This is a genomic window from Aeromonas sp. R2-2 (assembly GCF_040908355.1).
Taxonomy (GTDB): Bacteria; Pseudomonadota; Gammaproteobacteria; order Enterobacterales; family Aeromonadaceae; genus Aeromonas; species Aeromonas veronii.
On sequence record NZ_JBFODQ010000057.1, the window covers coordinates 13024 to 28130 of the forward strand.

Consider the following 15107-nt stretch of genomic DNA (forward strand, 5'->3'; position numbering starts at 1 on the left):
AGGAGCCGGGTTATCCAAAGGCATATTAGAGGGCGTGATCGATGCGGATGTCAATCGGAGCAGCAGGGATCTCGGCCGTCTTGACCGGCACGGATACCCCTTCGAAGGCTCCTTTCTTGTTCATCACATTGCCACCGCGCGAGAGACGCGCCTTGAACTGCAGCTCCGGATAGGCCGCCAGTTTGCTGCCTTCCATCATGGCATCGCCATCCCCGAGTGACAGGGTAACAGGCAAGGTTGGCCCTGCGATACGCTTCACGGCGATGGGCATGGGCGGCCCGTTGGGCACCACGGCAAAGACGAAGAGATGGGCATCTTCCGGCATCTGAATGCCCGCCGCCAACGTGACGTGGATGGGGAATTCCCCCTCCTTCACCGCCAACGGTTGTCCCTCAACTGCGCCCGCTTTGGCTGCGCCTGAATTCGTCACCTCGATGCCGCGCTGCTTGAGCTGCGCGCGGGCGTACTCCATGGAGCGCTCGACCATCACGTAACGGGGGGTACCTTTCTCCATCAGTGGCAACATCGCCTGCCAGCGAGCCAGCGCGGTCTGGAAGTCCTCTTTTTGCAGCGCCATAAAGGCATAGACGGAGCGTGCTTCGATATTGTCCGGATCCTGCGCGATAGCCGCTTGCAACAGGGCATCCGCTTGCGCCTCATCCCCCGTCATCATCAGCGCCTGCGCATAGGGCACCGCCACCAGCGACTTCTGGGGGGCCAGCGTGTAGGCCCGCTCCAGCGCCTCGCTGGCCATCTCGGGATCATTGCCATCCAGCGCCAAGCGTCCCAGCAGCAGCCAGCCGCGGTAGTCGTTCGGTTCATCCTTGAGGCGGGTACGCAGTGCCAGCGTGAAATCCAGCAGATCCTGCTCGGTCACCTGGGCATCCCGCTCCACCAAAATACGATTACTCAACTCTCCAAGACGGCTGCTGGCATCTTGCCAGCGACTCACCTCTTGCCAGGAGCCCAACTTGTAGTAGAGCCCCAGACTCACCACCAACAGCACCAGTACACCAGGGATCCAGATCAGACTCTTGCCACTGCGGGCGGTCTGCTCCACATCGGGAATATCATCCAAGAGACTTCGTTGCAGCTCGACCAGCGAGTCAGACTCCTCAGCCAGGACACCCTGCTCGCGCTCTTCGCCAATCTCCAGCAGCCGCTGGCGATAGAGCTGTTTGTTGAGCGCCGAGCGACTGATGCTCTGTTTGCCTTCACCACGCCACAGCGGCACGACGAGCGCCAGACTCACCAGCACCAGCAAGCCCGCAATCACTATCCAAAAAGCGGTCATTGTTTCTCTTCCTCTTTGAGCAGCTCGGCCAGTCGGCGCTGCTCCTCCTCGCTCAAGGCGTTATCCAGTTGTTTTTTCACCGCAGGGGGCCGGCGGCTGCGCATCACGACCACGGCGCCACCGATCAGGATCACCAGCAGCGGGCCGAGCCAGAGGATCAGGGTGGAGGCCATTAGGGGCGGGTTATAGAGGATAAAGTTGCCGTAGCGGGCCACCATGTAATCCACGATCTCCTCTTTATCCTTACCCTCGCGCACCATCTGGTAGGTCTTGTCGCGCAAGTCCTTGGCCAGCCCCGCATTGGAGTCGGCGATATCCTGGTTCTGACACTTGGGGCAACGCAGCTCCTTGGTCAGTTCGCGAAAGACCTGCTCCTGATTGTCGTTGTCGAAGGTGTAGACATCGATAGCGGCCATGGCGGGTACTTGCACCACCCATCCCAGCAACAGCAGCAGGGAAGCAATAAATACTCTCATCAGGACTCCCCTCACTTCATGGCATCAAAGATGGGTTTGAGGGTCGACGCCCAGTTCTCGGGGTTTATATCCCCCACGTGGCGATACCGGATGATCCCCTTGCTGTCGATAAAGAAGGTCTCCGGCGCGCCATATACACCGAGATCCAGCCCCAGCATGCCGTCCGGATCATAGAGGTTGACCTGATAGGGGTTGCCCAGCTCCGCCAGCCACTTGATCGCCTTGTCACGCTCATCCTTGTAGTTCATGCCGATGATGGGAATACCCTGCCCTGCCAACTGTTTGAGGTAGGTGTGCTCGCCGTAGCAGGTGGGGCACCAAGTGGCCCAAACGTTGAGCAGCATGGGGCGACCGGTCAGGATACTGCGATCGTGCTGCTTGTTCAGATCGTAAATGTCCTGAAGGGTGAACACCGGCACCTCTTTGCCCACCATCACGGACTCAAGCTTGGTGGGATCTGAGTAGAGCCCTTTGAACAGGAACACAGCCCCCAGCAAAAAGACGATAAAGGGGATTAAAAACAACCAGGTCTTTTTGTTCATGCCTTGGCCTCCTCCTCACGACGGCCGAAACGGTAACGCTTGTCGAGCATCGCCAGCACGCCACCAATAGCCATAAAGACGCCGCCGAACCAGATCCAGCGCACGAACGGCTTGTAGTAGATCCGCACCGCCCAGGCACCGTTGTCGAGCTGTTCCCCCAGCGCCGCATAGAGATCGCGGGTGATACCGGCATCGATGGCCGCCTCGGTCATCGGCATCCGGCTCACCTTGTACATCCGCTTCTCGGGCTTGAGCAGGGCGACCTGCTTGCCATTGCGGTGCACTTCCAGCACGCCCTTGAAGCCATCGTAATTGGGACCGTTCTTCTCCTTGATCCCGGCAAAGACGAACTCGTAATCGGCAAAGTGCACCCGATCACCCGCCTGCATCCGCAGATCCTTCTCGATGCTGTAATTCTGGGTGCAGGCGATACCTATGATGCTGACTGCCAGCCCCACATGGCCGAGGATCATGGCCCAGTGGCTGTTGCCAAGCTTGCGCACACCGACTGCAAAGCTGTGCTTGTGGGTAGCCCGCGCCCAGGTCTCCTGCACGCTGGTGACGATGATCCAGGCCCCCAGACCAATCCCTACCGCCGCCCACGGCTTGAAGGTTTCGGCAAAGAGCAGCGGCAACAGCAAGGCTGCGGCCAGACTCAGCACCAGTGCCACAACCACCTTGCTTTTGAGTTCCCCCAGCTCCTGACGACGCCAGCGAAACAGCGGGCCAATCCCCAGCAGCAGGGCAAACGGGATGATCAGCCAGCTGTAGATGTGGTTGAAGAAGGGAGTACCGATAGAGATGCTCCCCAGCCCCAGCTCCTTGTGCACCAGCGGCAGCAAGGTACCGAGCAGCACGGTCAGCAGACCCGCCACCAGCATGATGTTGTTGCAAAGCAGCAGGGTCTCGCGGCTCCACAACTCGTGTTTGCCGTGGCTCTTCACCTGCGAGCCTTTGAAGGCAAACAGCAGCAAGGATGAGCCGATCACCGCCAGCAGGAAGCCGAGAATAAACAGACCGCGGGTCGGATCGGAGGCAAACGCATGGACCGACACCAACACGCCGGAGCGCACCAGGAAGGTACCCAGCAGGCTCAACGAGAAGGCGGAGAGGGCCAGCAGCACGGTCCACGCCTTGAAAGTGGCGCGCTTCTCGCTCACCGCCAGCGAGTGCAGCAGAGCGGTACCCGCCAGCCAGGGCATAAACGAGGCGTTTTCTACCGGATCCCAGAACCACCAGCCGCCCCAACCGAGTTCGTAATAGGCCCACCAGGAGCCGAGCACTATGCCGAGGGTCAGGAATACCCAGGCAGCCATGGTCCAGGGACGAGACCAGCGGGCCCAGGTCGCATCGAGACGACCGGTCATCAGCGAAGCAATGGCAAAGGCAAACGCTACCGAGAAGCCCACATAACCCATGTAGAGCATCGGCGGATGGAAGATAAGACCCGGATCCTGCAGCAGCGGATTGAGGTCACGACCATCTACCGGGAAATAGGGCAAGGTGCGGGTGAAGGGATCGGAGGTGAACAACACGAAGGCAGTGAAGCCGACCGAGATCAGCCCCAACACGCCGAGTACCCGCGCGACAGCATCGAGCGGCAGACGGCGGCTGAACATGGCTACCGCCGCGGTCCAGCCACCCAGGGTCAGTACCCACAGCAGCAGGGAGCCTTCGTGGGCGCCCCATACGGCGGAAATGCGATATGCTAGCGGCAGCAGGCTGTTGGAGTTAGTGGCCACATACTGCACGGTGAAGTCGTTATCGATAAAGGCCCAGGTCAGGCAGAGAAACGACAGCAGCAGCAGCAAGAACTGGGCATAGGCGAGCGGACGGGCCGCCGACATCATGCCAAGACGCCCCCAACTGGCGCCCAGCAGCGGGTAGCTACCCAGCAGCAGGGCGGTGGCAAAGGCCAGGATCAGCGCAAACTGACCTAATTCCGGGATCATGAAGGCATTCCTTTCAATTGAACGGTGACAACAGCCGCACCACGCACGGCAGGCAAAGCGGAAAAGGCAAACACCACAGGGATCACTGCTTGGCTCCCTTCAACTGCGCCTCGGTATACTCCGGCTTGAAGTGCATGCCGTTGGTGGCATCGGCCACTTCCGGCGGCATGTAGTTCTCATCGTGCTTGGCCAGCACCTCGAACGCCTCTACGGTCGTGGCATCCTTGAGGGTGCCCTGGGCAACAATCCCCTGCCCTTCACGGAACAGATCCGGCAGGATGCCGTCAAACTCGACCTTCACCAGATGACCGCCATTATCCACCAGCTTGAAGGCAACCTTGAGGCTCTGGGGATCCCGCTGTACCGATCCCGGCACGACCAATCCACCGATGCGCAGGCGCTGCCCCTCTTCCGGCTTGATCTTGTCCGGCCCCTTCCCCTCCACCAGCTCGCTCGGGGTGTAGAAGAGGTCGATATTCTGACTGAGTGCGTAGAGCACCAGCCCGCTGACGGTCGCCAGACCCAGGGTAATGGCCAGAATGATGGTGAGGCGTTTTTTGCGTCTCGGGTTCATAGGGTGTTCTCCATCTGCTGGGCCGCCTTGCGACGGGCCTCACGTGCCTGTTTGCTGCGCAACTCGGCGAGCAGGCTGCGGGTTTTCATGCGGGTAGAAATGATGATGCCGACCAGACACACCAGCGTCAGGCCAAATGAGAGCCAGACATAGAAGGCGTAACCGCCCATCGCCATAAAATCACTGAAAGAGGCAAAGTGCATGCTTACTTCTCCTGCTCTGCAATCTCTTTGACCCAGGGGCGATGCCACTCCCGCATCAGGAGTTCATTACGAAAACGCATCAGGGTCAGGGCCCCGAGAAACGCGGCAAACGCCAGGATCATGATCAACAGCGGCCAGAGCATCTCGGGTGAAATGGAGGGTTTGTCAAATTTGGTGATGGTAGCCCCCTGATGCAAGGTGTTCCACCACTCCACCGAGTAGTGAATGATGGGCAGGTTGATCACCCCAACCAGTGCCAGAATGCCGGCCGCACGGCCAGCGACCACCTTGTCGCTGAAGGCGTTGTAGAGAGCAATCACGCCGAGGTAGAGAAACAGCAGGATCAGTTCAGAGGTGAGCCGCGCATCCCACACCCACCAGGTTCCCCACATCGGCTTGCCCCAGGCGGCACCGGTAAAGAGGGCAATAAAGGTAAATACGGCGCCGACCGGCGCAATGGCTGCAACCGTCATGTCCGCCATCCGCAATTGCCACACCAGGCCGATAAAGGCGGCCACCGCCATGGTGGAGTAGGCTCCCATGGAGAGAATGGCGGAAGGCACGTGGATATAGATGATCCGGAACGAATCTCCCTGCTGGTAATCCGCTGGCGCAAACGCGAGGCCCCAGACAGTACCGATCACAAACGAGAGCAGACTAATCACCACAAACCAGGGCAACAGCGTGCCTGCCAGCTGATAGGCACGCTCCGGTTTGGCATAAGGGTGCAACCATTTCCACATAGCTCACAAAACCTTTTTGTTATTAATCGTTTGGCGAGGCCTACCATACCGACCGCAGGGCAGCATCAAATACCCCGAAAGCAATAAGCGGCACTCTCCTTGATCCATCGCAACATTATTTTTTGTAAAAAGACTCCGTTCGGAGCCAAATCCGGTTCAGCTCACGGCCATCAGTTGAGGCTGACCCGCAACGCCGCCGACACAGCCAGCGGCGTCAGTGTCAAAGCCCCCACCTGCATGGCGGCCAGAATGGCAAGCTGCCCGCCATAGGGCAAGCTCATCCCCGCGGCATCGATGGCTGAGGTGGCAAAAATCAGTACCGGAATATAGAGCGGCAGGATCAGCAGACTGAGCAGCACCCCGCCTTTGCGCAGTCCCACCGTCAACGCGACCCCGACCGCGCCGAGCAGACTCAATACCGGAGTGCCAAGTGCCAGCGTCGAGACGACAGCCAGATAGGTGTTCATATCCAGCGACAGCAAAATCGCCAGCAAGGGAGAGATCAGCAGCAGCGGCAAGCCGGTCAGCAGCCAGTGAGCGACCACTTTCGCCAGCGCCAGCAAGCCCAGCGGGTGCGGCATCAGCATCATCTGCTCCAGCGCGCCATCGGCAAAGTCGTCGCGAAACAGTCGCTCCAGCGACAGCATGGCCGCCAATAGCGCCGCCACCCAGATGATCCCCGGGGCAATACGTGACAGCAGTTTGGGCTCAGGGCCAATGCCTAACGGAAACAGGGTGATGACGATGAGGAAAAACCAGAGCGGGTTGAGAATATCGGAACGCTGGCGCAGAGCCATCAGCAGTTCACGGTGAATAAGGTGCATAACAGCGCGCAACATGGCGTTACTCCTGCAATGTCGATGCGAAGGGGGTCAACGAGATAGTCTTCAGCCGTCCCTGCATCAGGGTCAGATCCTGATGGGTGGTGAGGATCACCATGCCGCCCCGCTCGGCGTGGGCCAGAAAGAGCTGTTCGAGCACCTTGACCCCTTGCTTGTCGATGGCAGTAAAGGGCTCATCGAGGATCCAGAGTGCCGGTTTCTGTGACAGCCAGAGTCTGGCCAGAGCCACCCGGCGTTGCTGACCGGCAGAGAGTTGCCCGGTCGGGTTCTCTTCAAATCCGGCCAGCCCTACCCTGGCCAATATCTGCCACAAGTCAGTCTCTGTTTGCTGCGGGTGATGCAACTGCTGGTAGAACTTAAGGTTTTCAAAAGGGGTCAGCGCCGCTTTGACACCCGGCTGATGGCCGAGATAGAGCAGATTGGCATGATACTCATCACGACAGTGACGAATATTCTCCCCATTCCAGCACACCTCACCGGCAAACGGCTGCGACAGCCCGGTCAACAACCGCAACAAGCTGGTCTTGCCGACCCCGTTGGGCCCTTCAATTTGCACCAGATCGCCGGGCGCAACAGAGAAAGTGAGGTGTTCAAACAGAGTGCGATCTTCGCGCACGCAGCTCAGATTGTTAACTTGAAGCAGCATGGGGATTTTTTCAGAGAAAATGAAGCGGTCTGCATCTTAACACAGTATTGGAATACGTCTTTTCAAAGATGCAACAATTGAACTGACTGGCGACCGGGATCACAAAGAAAATACGGTAGAAACCGCCTGGTCAACGCAGCTGGGGGAAAAGCGGCTGCACGCCATAAAATTCAGGAAGGCAATTGCCTTCCTGAATCATCAAGAGCGACCTTTTCGCAACGATATCAAGAGCTCAGCCTCTGCCTTTGGCAACTCGCACTCACTCATGACTTCATCAAGATCGGCGCCCAGTTCGACCATCTTTGCCGCTCGGCTGTAGAGCCTGCGTTCGGGATCCTGCATGGTCAGCTCTTGCTGGCGCTCATTGACCTGCTGCATCGCCCCTTCCACCGACTGCAGACGCTGCCCCATGCCAATAGCGCCGGTATGGAGTTCCATCATCTGCTTGCGCAAGCTTTCCAGCTGACCTTGCAGGGTTGCCACACTGGCCTCGGACTCCTGCTTGCTGCGCTTGCTCTTGAACCAGATATAAGAGGCAAACGCCAAGGCAATCAGGGACATCCCCAAGGCAACCATCTCGATTATCAAAACATCACCTTACTTATCAGAGGGAACCGATATCTTCCCACTCTTCATCGGAGAGCAGCTTGTTCAAGTCAACCAGGATCAGCAGTTGCCCATCACGATTGCTCACCCCCTGAATAAACTTGGCGCTCTCTTCAGTACCGACCGCAGGTGCCGCATCGATTTCGGAAGAGCGCAGATAAACCACTTCTGCCACGCTGTCGACCATGATGCCGATCACCTGCTTCTCGGCCTCAATGATCACGATCCGGGAGTTTTCACTCACATCACCGGAAGGCAGACCGAAACGGGAGCGGGTATCGATGACAGTCACCACATTGCCACGCAGGTTGATGATCCCCAGTACGTACTCAGGCGCACCCGGCACCGGTGCAATTTCGGTGTAGCGCAACACCTCCTGAACCTGCATCACATTGATGCCGTAGGTTTCGTTTTCCAGTTGGAAGGTTACCCATTGCAGCACTTCATCTTCGGCCAGATTCTGTGCAATATTGCGCTTTTCTGTCATGTTTTTATTCCTTTTATGAAAACGTCTACTGCTAAAACTAGCAATAAAACAGCTCGATTGCAGAAGTTATCAGCGACCTTCTATGTTAACCCCACGCTCCAGCAACAGGAGCAGTTCGCGGACGTGTAACAGGGCACACATTTTTTCTTTGACCATGCCCGCCAACCAGGGGCGCTTGCCCTCCTGATGGCGCCATTTCACTTGGTCACGGTGTAACAATTCAGTCCCTTTGAGATGGTGGCAGGCTAATCCCCACGGCGATTCACCAAGCATAATCAGATACTTGTAATCATCCATCTCGAGATGCTGACCCGGCATGACCCACTGGGCAGTATCGACCACATTCATCTTCTGCTCGCGAGAGGTCATGATCCCCTTGTACCAGCCCGGCTGGCCAAACAGGGAGGTGATCTCGCCCAGCTGATGAATACCACCCAGCTCGGTCAACGGCACCGCAAACGTCACGCCCGCGACTTCAAAGAAAAGGGCCTGAAACTCTTTACCGGTATCGATATTTTCCCAGGTAACAGGTTCACTGGCCTCGACCGGAGCAACCTCCAGCGCTGTCTCGGTCAGGATAGTAGTATGGGGCTCCGCAACCTCGGGGAGCAGCACCTCCGCAGGCCACTCAGGCTCCACCGGCAACAGTGACTCCTCCGCCACAATTTCCAGCGGTGCGGTGAGTGTTATCTCCTGGGTGAAGGCGTCATTCTCAAACTGGACTTGTCCCACCTGAGCCAATAGCTCACCAAGTTGGGCAAGCCGTGGATCGCTTTCGAGGTAAGGTGCGGCGACTACCTCAGGGACGCTTTGGGGCTGACGTTGCAACTGTAAAACAGGGGCAGATTGAACCTCTTCCACTTCATCCAGCACCAGTGGCTCATCGAGCAGCAGGGAGTGGAAATAGTCATCCATCGCCCGAACTTGAATGGTATCTCTCATGGCGTCACCTCATGAACCCGTTGCCGCTCAAGGGCATCAAGATGGTTGAGCAACGTTTCATATGCATAGGTTCCACGACTCCCGGGAGAATAGATAGACGGGGGGATATGCAGCAAGCTGGCATCCCGAAACTTGGTATCAATAGGGATCACCGCATTCCAAACTGAATCTCCATATTGATCCTTGATCGACTTCAAGGTCATCAGAGAGGCACGGGTGCGCTTGTCGAACATGGTCGGGATCACGGTATAACGGAACTTGTCCCGCTTGGAACGCTGCATGATCTCGAATGTTTTCATCATCCGCTCCAACCCCTTGAGGGCCAGAAATTCGGTCTGGACAGGCACCAGAATGCGATCGCAGGCAGCCAACGCGTTGACCATCATCACCCCCAGCACTGGCGGGCAATCGATCAGCACGTAATCATATTGATCCTGAATGCGCAGCAGTGCCCGCTTCAGTACCAGTCCCATCCCCTCACGATTGCCCATCACCCGATCAAGGGTCGCCAAGGTAATAGATGCTGGCAGTAAGTTGATATTTTCGAACTTGGTCTTGAGCGTCAGTTTATTGACAAGCTCAGCTGTCGGTTTGACAGCTTGAAACAACTCATAGAGGGTTCCATCCAGGCGATCTGAATCAAAATCAAGATATGCAGTCAGTGAAGCATGGGGGTCGGTATCAATCAACAGTACCCGCTGGCCACGCTGGGCCAAGATCCCCGCAAGCGAGACCACTGTGGTGGTTTTACCCACACCACCTTTCTGGTTGGCAACCGTCCAAACAATCACTGTATCAATCCTGCCTTGTTGTTATGCGTATGCCACCACCGGGCAAGGCGATCACCTTTATATCTCCTGCATCCACCGCCTGTTGTACAGCAGGAACCGGTTCGGCAACTACCGTAGGCGTTGCAACCACAGGTGCTGGCGGCACCCAGGCAAACTTGGAGATAGCGACCACAACCTTGCGATTCTGCAGTCTGCCCTGCTCGCTGCCGTTGTCAGCAAAGGGGGAAAACTCGCCATATGCCTCGAACGCCAGACGCTGAGGGGCGATCCCATCGGCAATCAAGCCATTGAGTACCGCCTCGGCCCGAGCAGCAGAAAGCGCCCAGTTAGAACGATAAATTTCATTATTTATCTGTTGGTTATCGGTATAACCCCGAACCCTTACATAGTTATCGACCGGTTTGAGAATACTTGAAAGAGTATTAATGACCGGTGCAGCGTTTGGTCCCAAAAAGGCACTGCCGCTGCCAAACAACAACCCGGAACTGAGTTCAACCGTCAGCCAGTTCTCATCTTGCGTCACTTTGACGATACCGGCATCCACCAGCGACCCCATGCTCTGTTGCAACTGCATATCAAGTTTCGCAAGTGTCGTGCCATCTTGCAGTACTGGCACTCCAGAAATGGGAGCAAGTGAAGGAGAGGGGGATGCAGGGCTTTCCAGCAACGATGGAGAGGCAGATACCGGGTTATCCAGCAGGGAATTAACCTGCCCTTCAAGCAAGCCATTGCCGCCAGACTGCATGACACTGAACGCCTGGCTCATACCATCAATCACCGCGCGATACTTGTCCTTGTTCACCAGCGCAACAGAGTAGAGCACCACGAACAAGGCAAAGATCAGCGTCATATAATCGGCATAGGAGACCAGCCAGCGGTCAAGATGCTCGCGACCCTGCAAGTGCAACCGATAGCGCTTGCGCATGGCTACTCTCCTTTCAAATAGGCCCTGAGCCGGCGTTCAACCTGCAAGCCGTTTTCACCATGAGCGATAGCCAGCAGCCCTTCCAGGGTCATCTCCTGAAAGAGTGCATAGTGGTAGTGAAATGCGCGTAGCCGATTGGCGATAGGCAGGTAGATGAGATTGGCAAACCCCACTCCATAGATGGTCGCTACAAATGCCACTGCGATACCCGCCCCCAGCGTTGACGGGTCTTCGAGATGAAACATGGCCTGGATCAGGCCCAGCACGGCACCGATGATCCCGATGGTCGGACTGTACCCCCCCATGGCTTCAAATACCCTGGCGGCATGTTCATTGCGCTCCTGCTCGATATCGATATCGGCTTCGAGCAACATGCGAATATCCTCCGTGGAGACCCCATCGACAATCATGCCAAGCCCTTGGCGAGTAAAGTTGTCTTCCTCCTGCTCGGCCTGATTTTCAAGGGCCAGCAGCCCTTGCTGGCGCGCAAAGACGGCCCATGACTGCAACCGTTCGGCCTGGGTCGCGAGATCTTGGCGGGGAGGGGTAAAAATCCATAACAGCTGGCGCAACGCCAGCAGGATGTACTTGGCTGGAGTCTGCAACGTGACGGCGCCGACGGTACCACCCAGCACGATCAAAAAAGCGGGGCCGTCCACCAGCGTCAACAGGGAGCCGCCATGCCACATTTGGGCAATGGCGATAGCCCCCAATGCCAGGAGCAGACCGAGCAAGCCCATGATTAGCGCCCCAACTCAACCAGAATACGCTGGGCCACCTTGTCCAGAGGGAGTGATTCGCTGGCAATCCCCGCTTTGGCTACTGCTTGGGGCATACCATATACCACGCAGGAAGCCTCATCCTGAGCCCAGATGGTTGATCCCTGCTCTTTCAGCAGTCTGGCGCCATCACGGCCATCTGCGCCCATACCGGTCAGCACAATCGCCAATACCTTGTCGGCATAGGTCTTGGCCGCAGAGGCAAAGGTGATGTCCACACAAGGCTTGTAATTTACCTTGTCGTTGCCATCAACAATGCGAATGCGGGCTCCTGCACCACGACCTTCCAGCAGCATCTGTTTGCCACCGGGAGCAAGGTAGGCATGTCCTGGTTTAAGCACATCGCCATCTTCCGCTTCCTTGACGCCAATCTGACATAACCCGTTGAGACGGGCAGCAAACGCGGCGGTAAAAGTGGCTGGCATATGCTGTATAAGCAGAATGGGATGGGGAAAATCCCCCGGCAACTTGGTCAGCACATTTTGCAAAGCAACAGGTCCGCCGGTAGAAGTCCCGATCGCCACCAACTGATAACTCTTGCCACTGCGCTTGAATGAGGCACTTGGCACAGTACGTTGCAGGTCAGGCTGACGATCTGAAGTTCTGAGCGCAGTGCTACCCAGCGGAGCACGAGCAACCGGTTCAGGTGCTTTGGGGCGAGCAGCTGATGTCATCAGGAAGCGCTTGCGGGAGATCTCCTTTACCCGCTGTTGCAACAGTCTGACCGCTTCATCTTTGTCTCTGGCAATGTCCTCAAACTTCTTGGGCAAGAAGTCAAGGGCTCCGGCGTCCAGCGCATCCAGCGTAGCCTTGGCTCCTTCATGGGTCAGGGAGGAGAACATCAGAATGGGGGTTGGGCACTTGGCCATGATCTCCCGCACCGCACTTATGCCATCCATCACGGGCATCTCGATGTCCATGGTGATCACATCAGGGCGCAGCGACATCGCCTTGTCCACCGCCTCACGTCCATTCTGGGCCGTATCAATCACCGTCAGCATGGGATCCTGATTGATGATCTCGCTCACCCGACGGCGAAAGAAGCTCGAATCGTCGACAACTAATACCTTGACTGCCATTGTTGTTTTTCTAACTCCTTGGGCCTGAGCTATTAATGTCTACGCGCATATGCTTTGAGCAGACTCGGCACATCCAAAATAAGAGCAATTCCGCCATCACTGGTAATCGTCGCCCCAGCCATACCCGGCGTACCTTGCAGCAGGTTATCGAGTGGCTTGATCACCACCTCTTCCTGACCAATCAGGCTGTCTACCACAAACCCGATTTGCTGAGTGCCAATCTGCACGATCACCACATGTCCGGTATCCTGGCGTGAACGTTTATTGGCGCCACGAATCAACCACTTGTGCAGATAGAAGAGCGGTATCGCCTTCTCGCGCACAATGATGGTGAGCTGGCCATCAACCATGTTGGCCTTTTTCAGATCCAGATGGAAAATCTCGTTCACACAGCCAAGGGGAAGCGCGAAGGTCTGCTCACCCACTTCCACCATCAGAGTCGGCAGAATGGCTAGCGTCAACGGAACCTTGATTTCGAGACGGGTACCTTTCCCCCAAGTGGAATCGATGTGCACTGACCCATTGAGGCTGACAATGCTGGTTTTAACCACGTCCATTCCGACACCACGGCCAGATATATCGGAGATCTCGGCCTTGGTTGAAAAGCCTGGGGCAAAGATCAGGTTATAGGCATCGTTGTCGCTCATGCGAGCGGCAGTATCTGCATCCAGAACACCGCGACTAATTGCGATGGACTTGAGTTTCTCCGGATCCATCCCAGCCCCATCATCCTCGATGCAAAGCAGGATATGATCGCCTTGCTGGGAGGCGCTAAGGGTGATCGTCCCTTGCCGCGGTTTGCCCGCTTTCTCACGAACATCAGGCATTTCGACCCCGTGATCGCATGAGTTGCGAACGAGGTGAACCAGAGGATCGGCGAGCGCCTCCACCAGGTTTTTATCCAGATCTGTCTCTTCGCCCACCATCACCAGCTCAATCTCTTTCTTAAGGGTTCGGGCCAGATCACGCACAACGCGCGGGAAACGACCAAACACCTTCTTGATTGGCTGCATGCGGGTTTTCATCACCGCCCCTTGCAGGTCAGCCGTTACCACATCCAGATTGGCAACCGCCTTTGACATCTCTTCATCATTGCTGGCAATACCCAGGCTCACCAACCGGTTACGGACTAGTACCAACTCACCTACCATGTTCATGATGACATCGAGAGTCTTGGTATCCACCCGCACCGTCGTATCGCTTTGCACGGCACTATTTTCTGCTGGCGCAGGCGCAGCCTTGGCGGCAGGCGCTGGTGCCTTGGCTGCTTCGGCAGGTTTTGCGGGGGCAGCCGGTGCTGGTTTGGCTACAGGAGTGGCAGGTTTGGGCGGAGTCACCGCGGCAGGTGCGGCAGGTGCGGCAGGTGCGGCAGGTGCCATAGTACTCTGAGGCCCTTGGCCACGGCCATGCAATTCATCAAGCAGACGCTCAAACTCATCATCATCGATAAGCTCGTCCACCTCTTTTTGCACCGACTTCAGAGGATTCACCTCTGGCGCCCCCATGTGCTGTCCCTGGCCATGGAGCTGGTCTAACAAGGCCTCAAACTCATCATCGGTGATATCGCCAGACCCACTCGTTATCGGGGGTGCTGCAGCCGTCTTGGTCGGAGCCCCCCCCACACCGTGGAGCTCGTCCAATAGACGTTCAAATTCGTCTGCAGAAATTTCATCGATCGAGCCGCCACCATTGACAGGAGCAGGCTCGCTGCTGATGGCTGCGGGGTCAACAATTTCTGGAGCAACTTCTTCAACAACTACCGGTGCTGCAGGTTCAGATTCTACAGCCGCAGCCGCACTGGTAGCAGTGCGCAGTTGCTCTTCCCCTTCTGGCTTGCACAACTCATGGAGGTCATGAAGCAAATCATCTGACGCAGGGCTGGGTGCTTCGCGATTTTGAACCTGGGCGAACATGACATTGATGGCATCCAGCGCTTGCAGGATCACATCCATCAGCTCCGCAGTAACGGTTCGCTTGCCATTACGCAAGATATCGAACACGTTTTCCGCACCGTGGCATACATCAACCAGTTCACCGAGCGACAGAAAACCTGCTCCCCCTTTCACGGTATGGAAACCGCGAAAGATGGCATTCAACAGGTTCTTGTCATCGGGCCGCTTTTCCAAGTCGACCAGTTGTTCAGACAACTGTTCCAATATTTCGGATGCTTCGACCAGAAAGTCTTGCAGTATGTCTTCATCAACTTCGAAGGCCATGCGTCACTCC

At 56.8% G+C, this 15107-nt stretch carries 17 protein-coding genes; all 17 read right to left on the bottom strand.

The genetic code is table 11. From position 1 onward, the window contains the following. Positions 1–25: 25 nt before the first annotated feature. The 17 genes from ccmI to AB5Z09_RS10265 all read right to left on the bottom strand — a co-directional run bounded on the left by ccmI (position 26) and on the right by AB5Z09_RS10265 (position 15097). Positions 26–1294, bottom strand: a complete 1269-nt coding sequence (ccmI, locus tag AB5Z09_RS10185) for a c-type cytochrome biogenesis protein CcmI (protein ID WP_368195230.1) — start codon at positions 1292–1294, stop codon at positions 26–28. Then, complete coding sequence (locus tag AB5Z09_RS10190) at positions 1291–1770, bottom strand: cytochrome c-type biogenesis protein (protein ID WP_144712272.1); 480 nt, start codon at positions 1768–1770, stop codon at positions 1291–1293. Before AB5Z09_RS10190 ends, ccmI begins: the two co-directional genes overlap by 4 nt. An 11-nt stretch (positions 1771–1781) precedes the next feature. After that, positions 1782–2312 carry a DsbE family thiol:disulfide interchange protein gene (locus tag AB5Z09_RS10195; RefSeq protein WP_005353655.1) on the bottom strand — a complete coding sequence of 177 codons (531 nt, stop codon included), beginning with the start codon at positions 2310–2312 and terminating at the stop codon, positions 1782–1784. Further along, positions 2309–4264, bottom strand: coding sequence for a heme lyase CcmF/NrfE family subunit (locus AB5Z09_RS10200; protein ID WP_193860087.1), 1956 nt, complete (start codon positions 4262–4264; stop codon positions 2309–2311). The genes AB5Z09_RS10195 and AB5Z09_RS10200 overlap by 4 nt, the downstream gene beginning before the upstream one ends. Before the next feature lie 82 nt (positions 4265–4346). Continuing rightward, a complete protein-coding gene (gene ccmE, locus AB5Z09_RS10205) occupies positions 4347–4838 on the bottom strand; it encodes a cytochrome c maturation protein CcmE (protein WP_005334685.1) in 492 nt (163 codons plus the stop codon). Then, on the bottom strand, positions 4835–5041 hold the full coding sequence (gene ccmD, locus AB5Z09_RS10210; RefSeq protein ID WP_005353657.1) for a heme exporter protein CcmD: 207 nt from the start codon (positions 5039–5041) through the stop codon (positions 4835–4837). The genes ccmE and ccmD overlap by 4 nt, the downstream gene beginning before the upstream one ends. Positions 5042–5043: 2 nt before the next feature. Then, a complete protein-coding gene (locus AB5Z09_RS10215; RefSeq protein WP_021229891.1) occupies positions 5044–5784 on the bottom strand; it encodes a heme ABC transporter permease in 741 nt (246 codons plus the stop codon). A gap of 170 nt (positions 5785–5954) precedes the next feature. After that, entirely contained in the window at positions 5955–6623 is a 669-nt protein-coding gene (gene ccmB / locus AB5Z09_RS10220) for a heme exporter protein CcmB (RefSeq protein WP_368195232.1), read from the bottom strand. Positions 6624–6627: 4 nt separating this feature from the next. Continuing rightward, positions 6628–7272: a cytochrome c biogenesis heme-transporting ATPase CcmA gene (gene ccmA, locus AB5Z09_RS10225; RefSeq protein ID WP_111900486.1), complete on the bottom strand. Its 645-nt coding sequence runs from the start codon at positions 7270–7272 to the stop codon at positions 6628–6630. A gap of 198 nt (positions 7273–7470) precedes the next feature. Beyond that, positions 7471–7848 (bottom strand): DUF2802 domain-containing protein, encoded by a 378-nt coding sequence (locus AB5Z09_RS10230; protein ID WP_005334692.1) that lies wholly within the window; start codon positions 7846–7848, stop codon positions 7471–7473. A 28-nt stretch (positions 7849–7876) separates the two neighbouring features. Then, a complete protein-coding gene (locus tag AB5Z09_RS10235) occupies positions 7877–8365 on the bottom strand; it encodes a chemotaxis protein CheW (RefSeq protein WP_005298836.1) in 489 nt (162 codons plus the stop codon). Between the two features lie 69 nt (positions 8366–8434). After that, positions 8435–9307, bottom strand: a complete 873-nt coding sequence (locus tag AB5Z09_RS10240) for a chemotaxis protein CheW (protein ID WP_088868756.1) — start codon at positions 9305–9307, stop codon at positions 8435–8437. After that, complete coding sequence (locus AB5Z09_RS10245; RefSeq protein ID WP_100645387.1) at positions 9304–10098, bottom strand: ParA family protein; 795 nt, start codon at positions 10096–10098, stop codon at positions 9304–9306. Before AB5Z09_RS10245 ends, AB5Z09_RS10240 begins: the two co-directional genes overlap by 4 nt. A 4-nt stretch (positions 10099–10102) precedes the next feature. Next, positions 10103–11023, bottom strand: a complete 921-nt coding sequence (locus AB5Z09_RS10250) for a flagellar motor protein MotB (RefSeq protein WP_368195234.1) — start codon at positions 11021–11023, stop codon at positions 10103–10105. A 2-nt stretch (positions 11024–11025) separates the two neighbouring features. After that, complete coding sequence (locus AB5Z09_RS10255) at positions 11026–11763, bottom strand: flagellar motor protein (RefSeq protein ID WP_368195236.1); 738 nt, start codon at positions 11761–11763, stop codon at positions 11026–11028. A gap of 2 nt (positions 11764–11765) precedes the next feature. Beyond that, positions 11766–12881, bottom strand: coding sequence for a chemotaxis response regulator protein-glutamate methylesterase (locus AB5Z09_RS10260; RefSeq protein WP_100645386.1), 1116 nt, complete (start codon positions 12879–12881; stop codon positions 11766–11768). 32 nt (positions 12882–12913) lie between these two features. Beyond that, complete coding sequence (locus tag AB5Z09_RS10265) at positions 12914–15097, bottom strand: chemotaxis protein CheA (protein WP_368195238.1); 2184 nt, start codon at positions 15095–15097, stop codon at positions 12914–12916. Positions 15098–15107: the final 10 nt, after the last annotated feature.

Coding starts and splice junctions, on each gene's coding strand:
- ccmI (WP_368195230.1), bottom strand. CDS start 1,294: ATGACCGCTTTTTGGATAGTGATTGCGGGCTTGCTGGTGCTGGTGAGT.
- AB5Z09_RS10190 (WP_144712272.1), bottom strand. CDS start 1,770: ATGAGAGTATTTATTGCTTCCCTGCTGCTGTTGCTGGGATGGGTGGTG.
- AB5Z09_RS10195 (WP_005353655.1), bottom strand. CDS start 2,312: ATGAACAAAAAGACCTGGTTGTTTTTAATCCCCTTTATCGTCTTTTTG.
- AB5Z09_RS10200 (WP_193860087.1), bottom strand. CDS start 4,264: ATGATCCCGGAATTAGGTCAGTTTGCGCTGATCCTGGCCTTTGCCACC.
- ccmE (WP_005334685.1), bottom strand. CDS start 4,838: ATGAACCCGAGACGCAAAAAACGCCTCACCATCATTCTGGCCATTACC.
- ccmD (WP_005353657.1), bottom strand. CDS start 5,041: ATGCACTTTGCCTCTTTCAGTGATTTTATGGCGATGGGCGGTTACGCC.
- AB5Z09_RS10215 (WP_021229891.1), bottom strand. CDS start 5,784: ATGTGGAAATGGTTGCACCCTTATGCCAAACCGGAGCGTGCCTATCAG.
- ccmB (WP_368195232.1), bottom strand. CDS start 6,623: ATGTTGCGCGCTGTTATGCACCTTATTCACCGTGAACTGCTGATGGCT.
- ccmA (WP_111900486.1), bottom strand. CDS start 7,272: ATGCTGCTTCAAGTTAACAATCTGAGCTGCGTGCGCGAAGATCGCACT.
- AB5Z09_RS10230 (WP_005334692.1), bottom strand. CDS start 7,848: ATGGTTGCCTTGGGGATGTCCCTGATTGCCTTGGCGTTTGCCTCTTAT.
- AB5Z09_RS10235 (WP_005298836.1), bottom strand. CDS start 8,365: ATGACAGAAAAGCGCAATATTGCACAGAATCTGGCCGAAGATGAAGTG.
- AB5Z09_RS10240 (WP_088868756.1), bottom strand. CDS start 9,307: ATGAGAGATACCATTCAAGTTCGGGCGATGGATGACTATTTCCACTCC.
- AB5Z09_RS10250 (WP_368195234.1), bottom strand. CDS start 11,023: ATGCGCAAGCGCTATCGGTTGCACTTGCAGGGTCGCGAGCATCTTGAC.
- AB5Z09_RS10255 (WP_368195236.1), bottom strand. CDS start 11,763: ATGGGCTTGCTCGGTCTGCTCCTGGCATTGGGGGCTATCGCCATTGCC.
- AB5Z09_RS10260 (WP_100645386.1), bottom strand. CDS start 12,881: ATGGCAGTCAAGGTATTAGTTGTCGACGATTCGAGCTTCTTTCGCCGT.
- AB5Z09_RS10265 (WP_368195238.1), bottom strand. CDS start 15,097: ATGGCCTTCGAAGTTGATGAAGACATACTGCAAGACTTTCTGGTCGAA.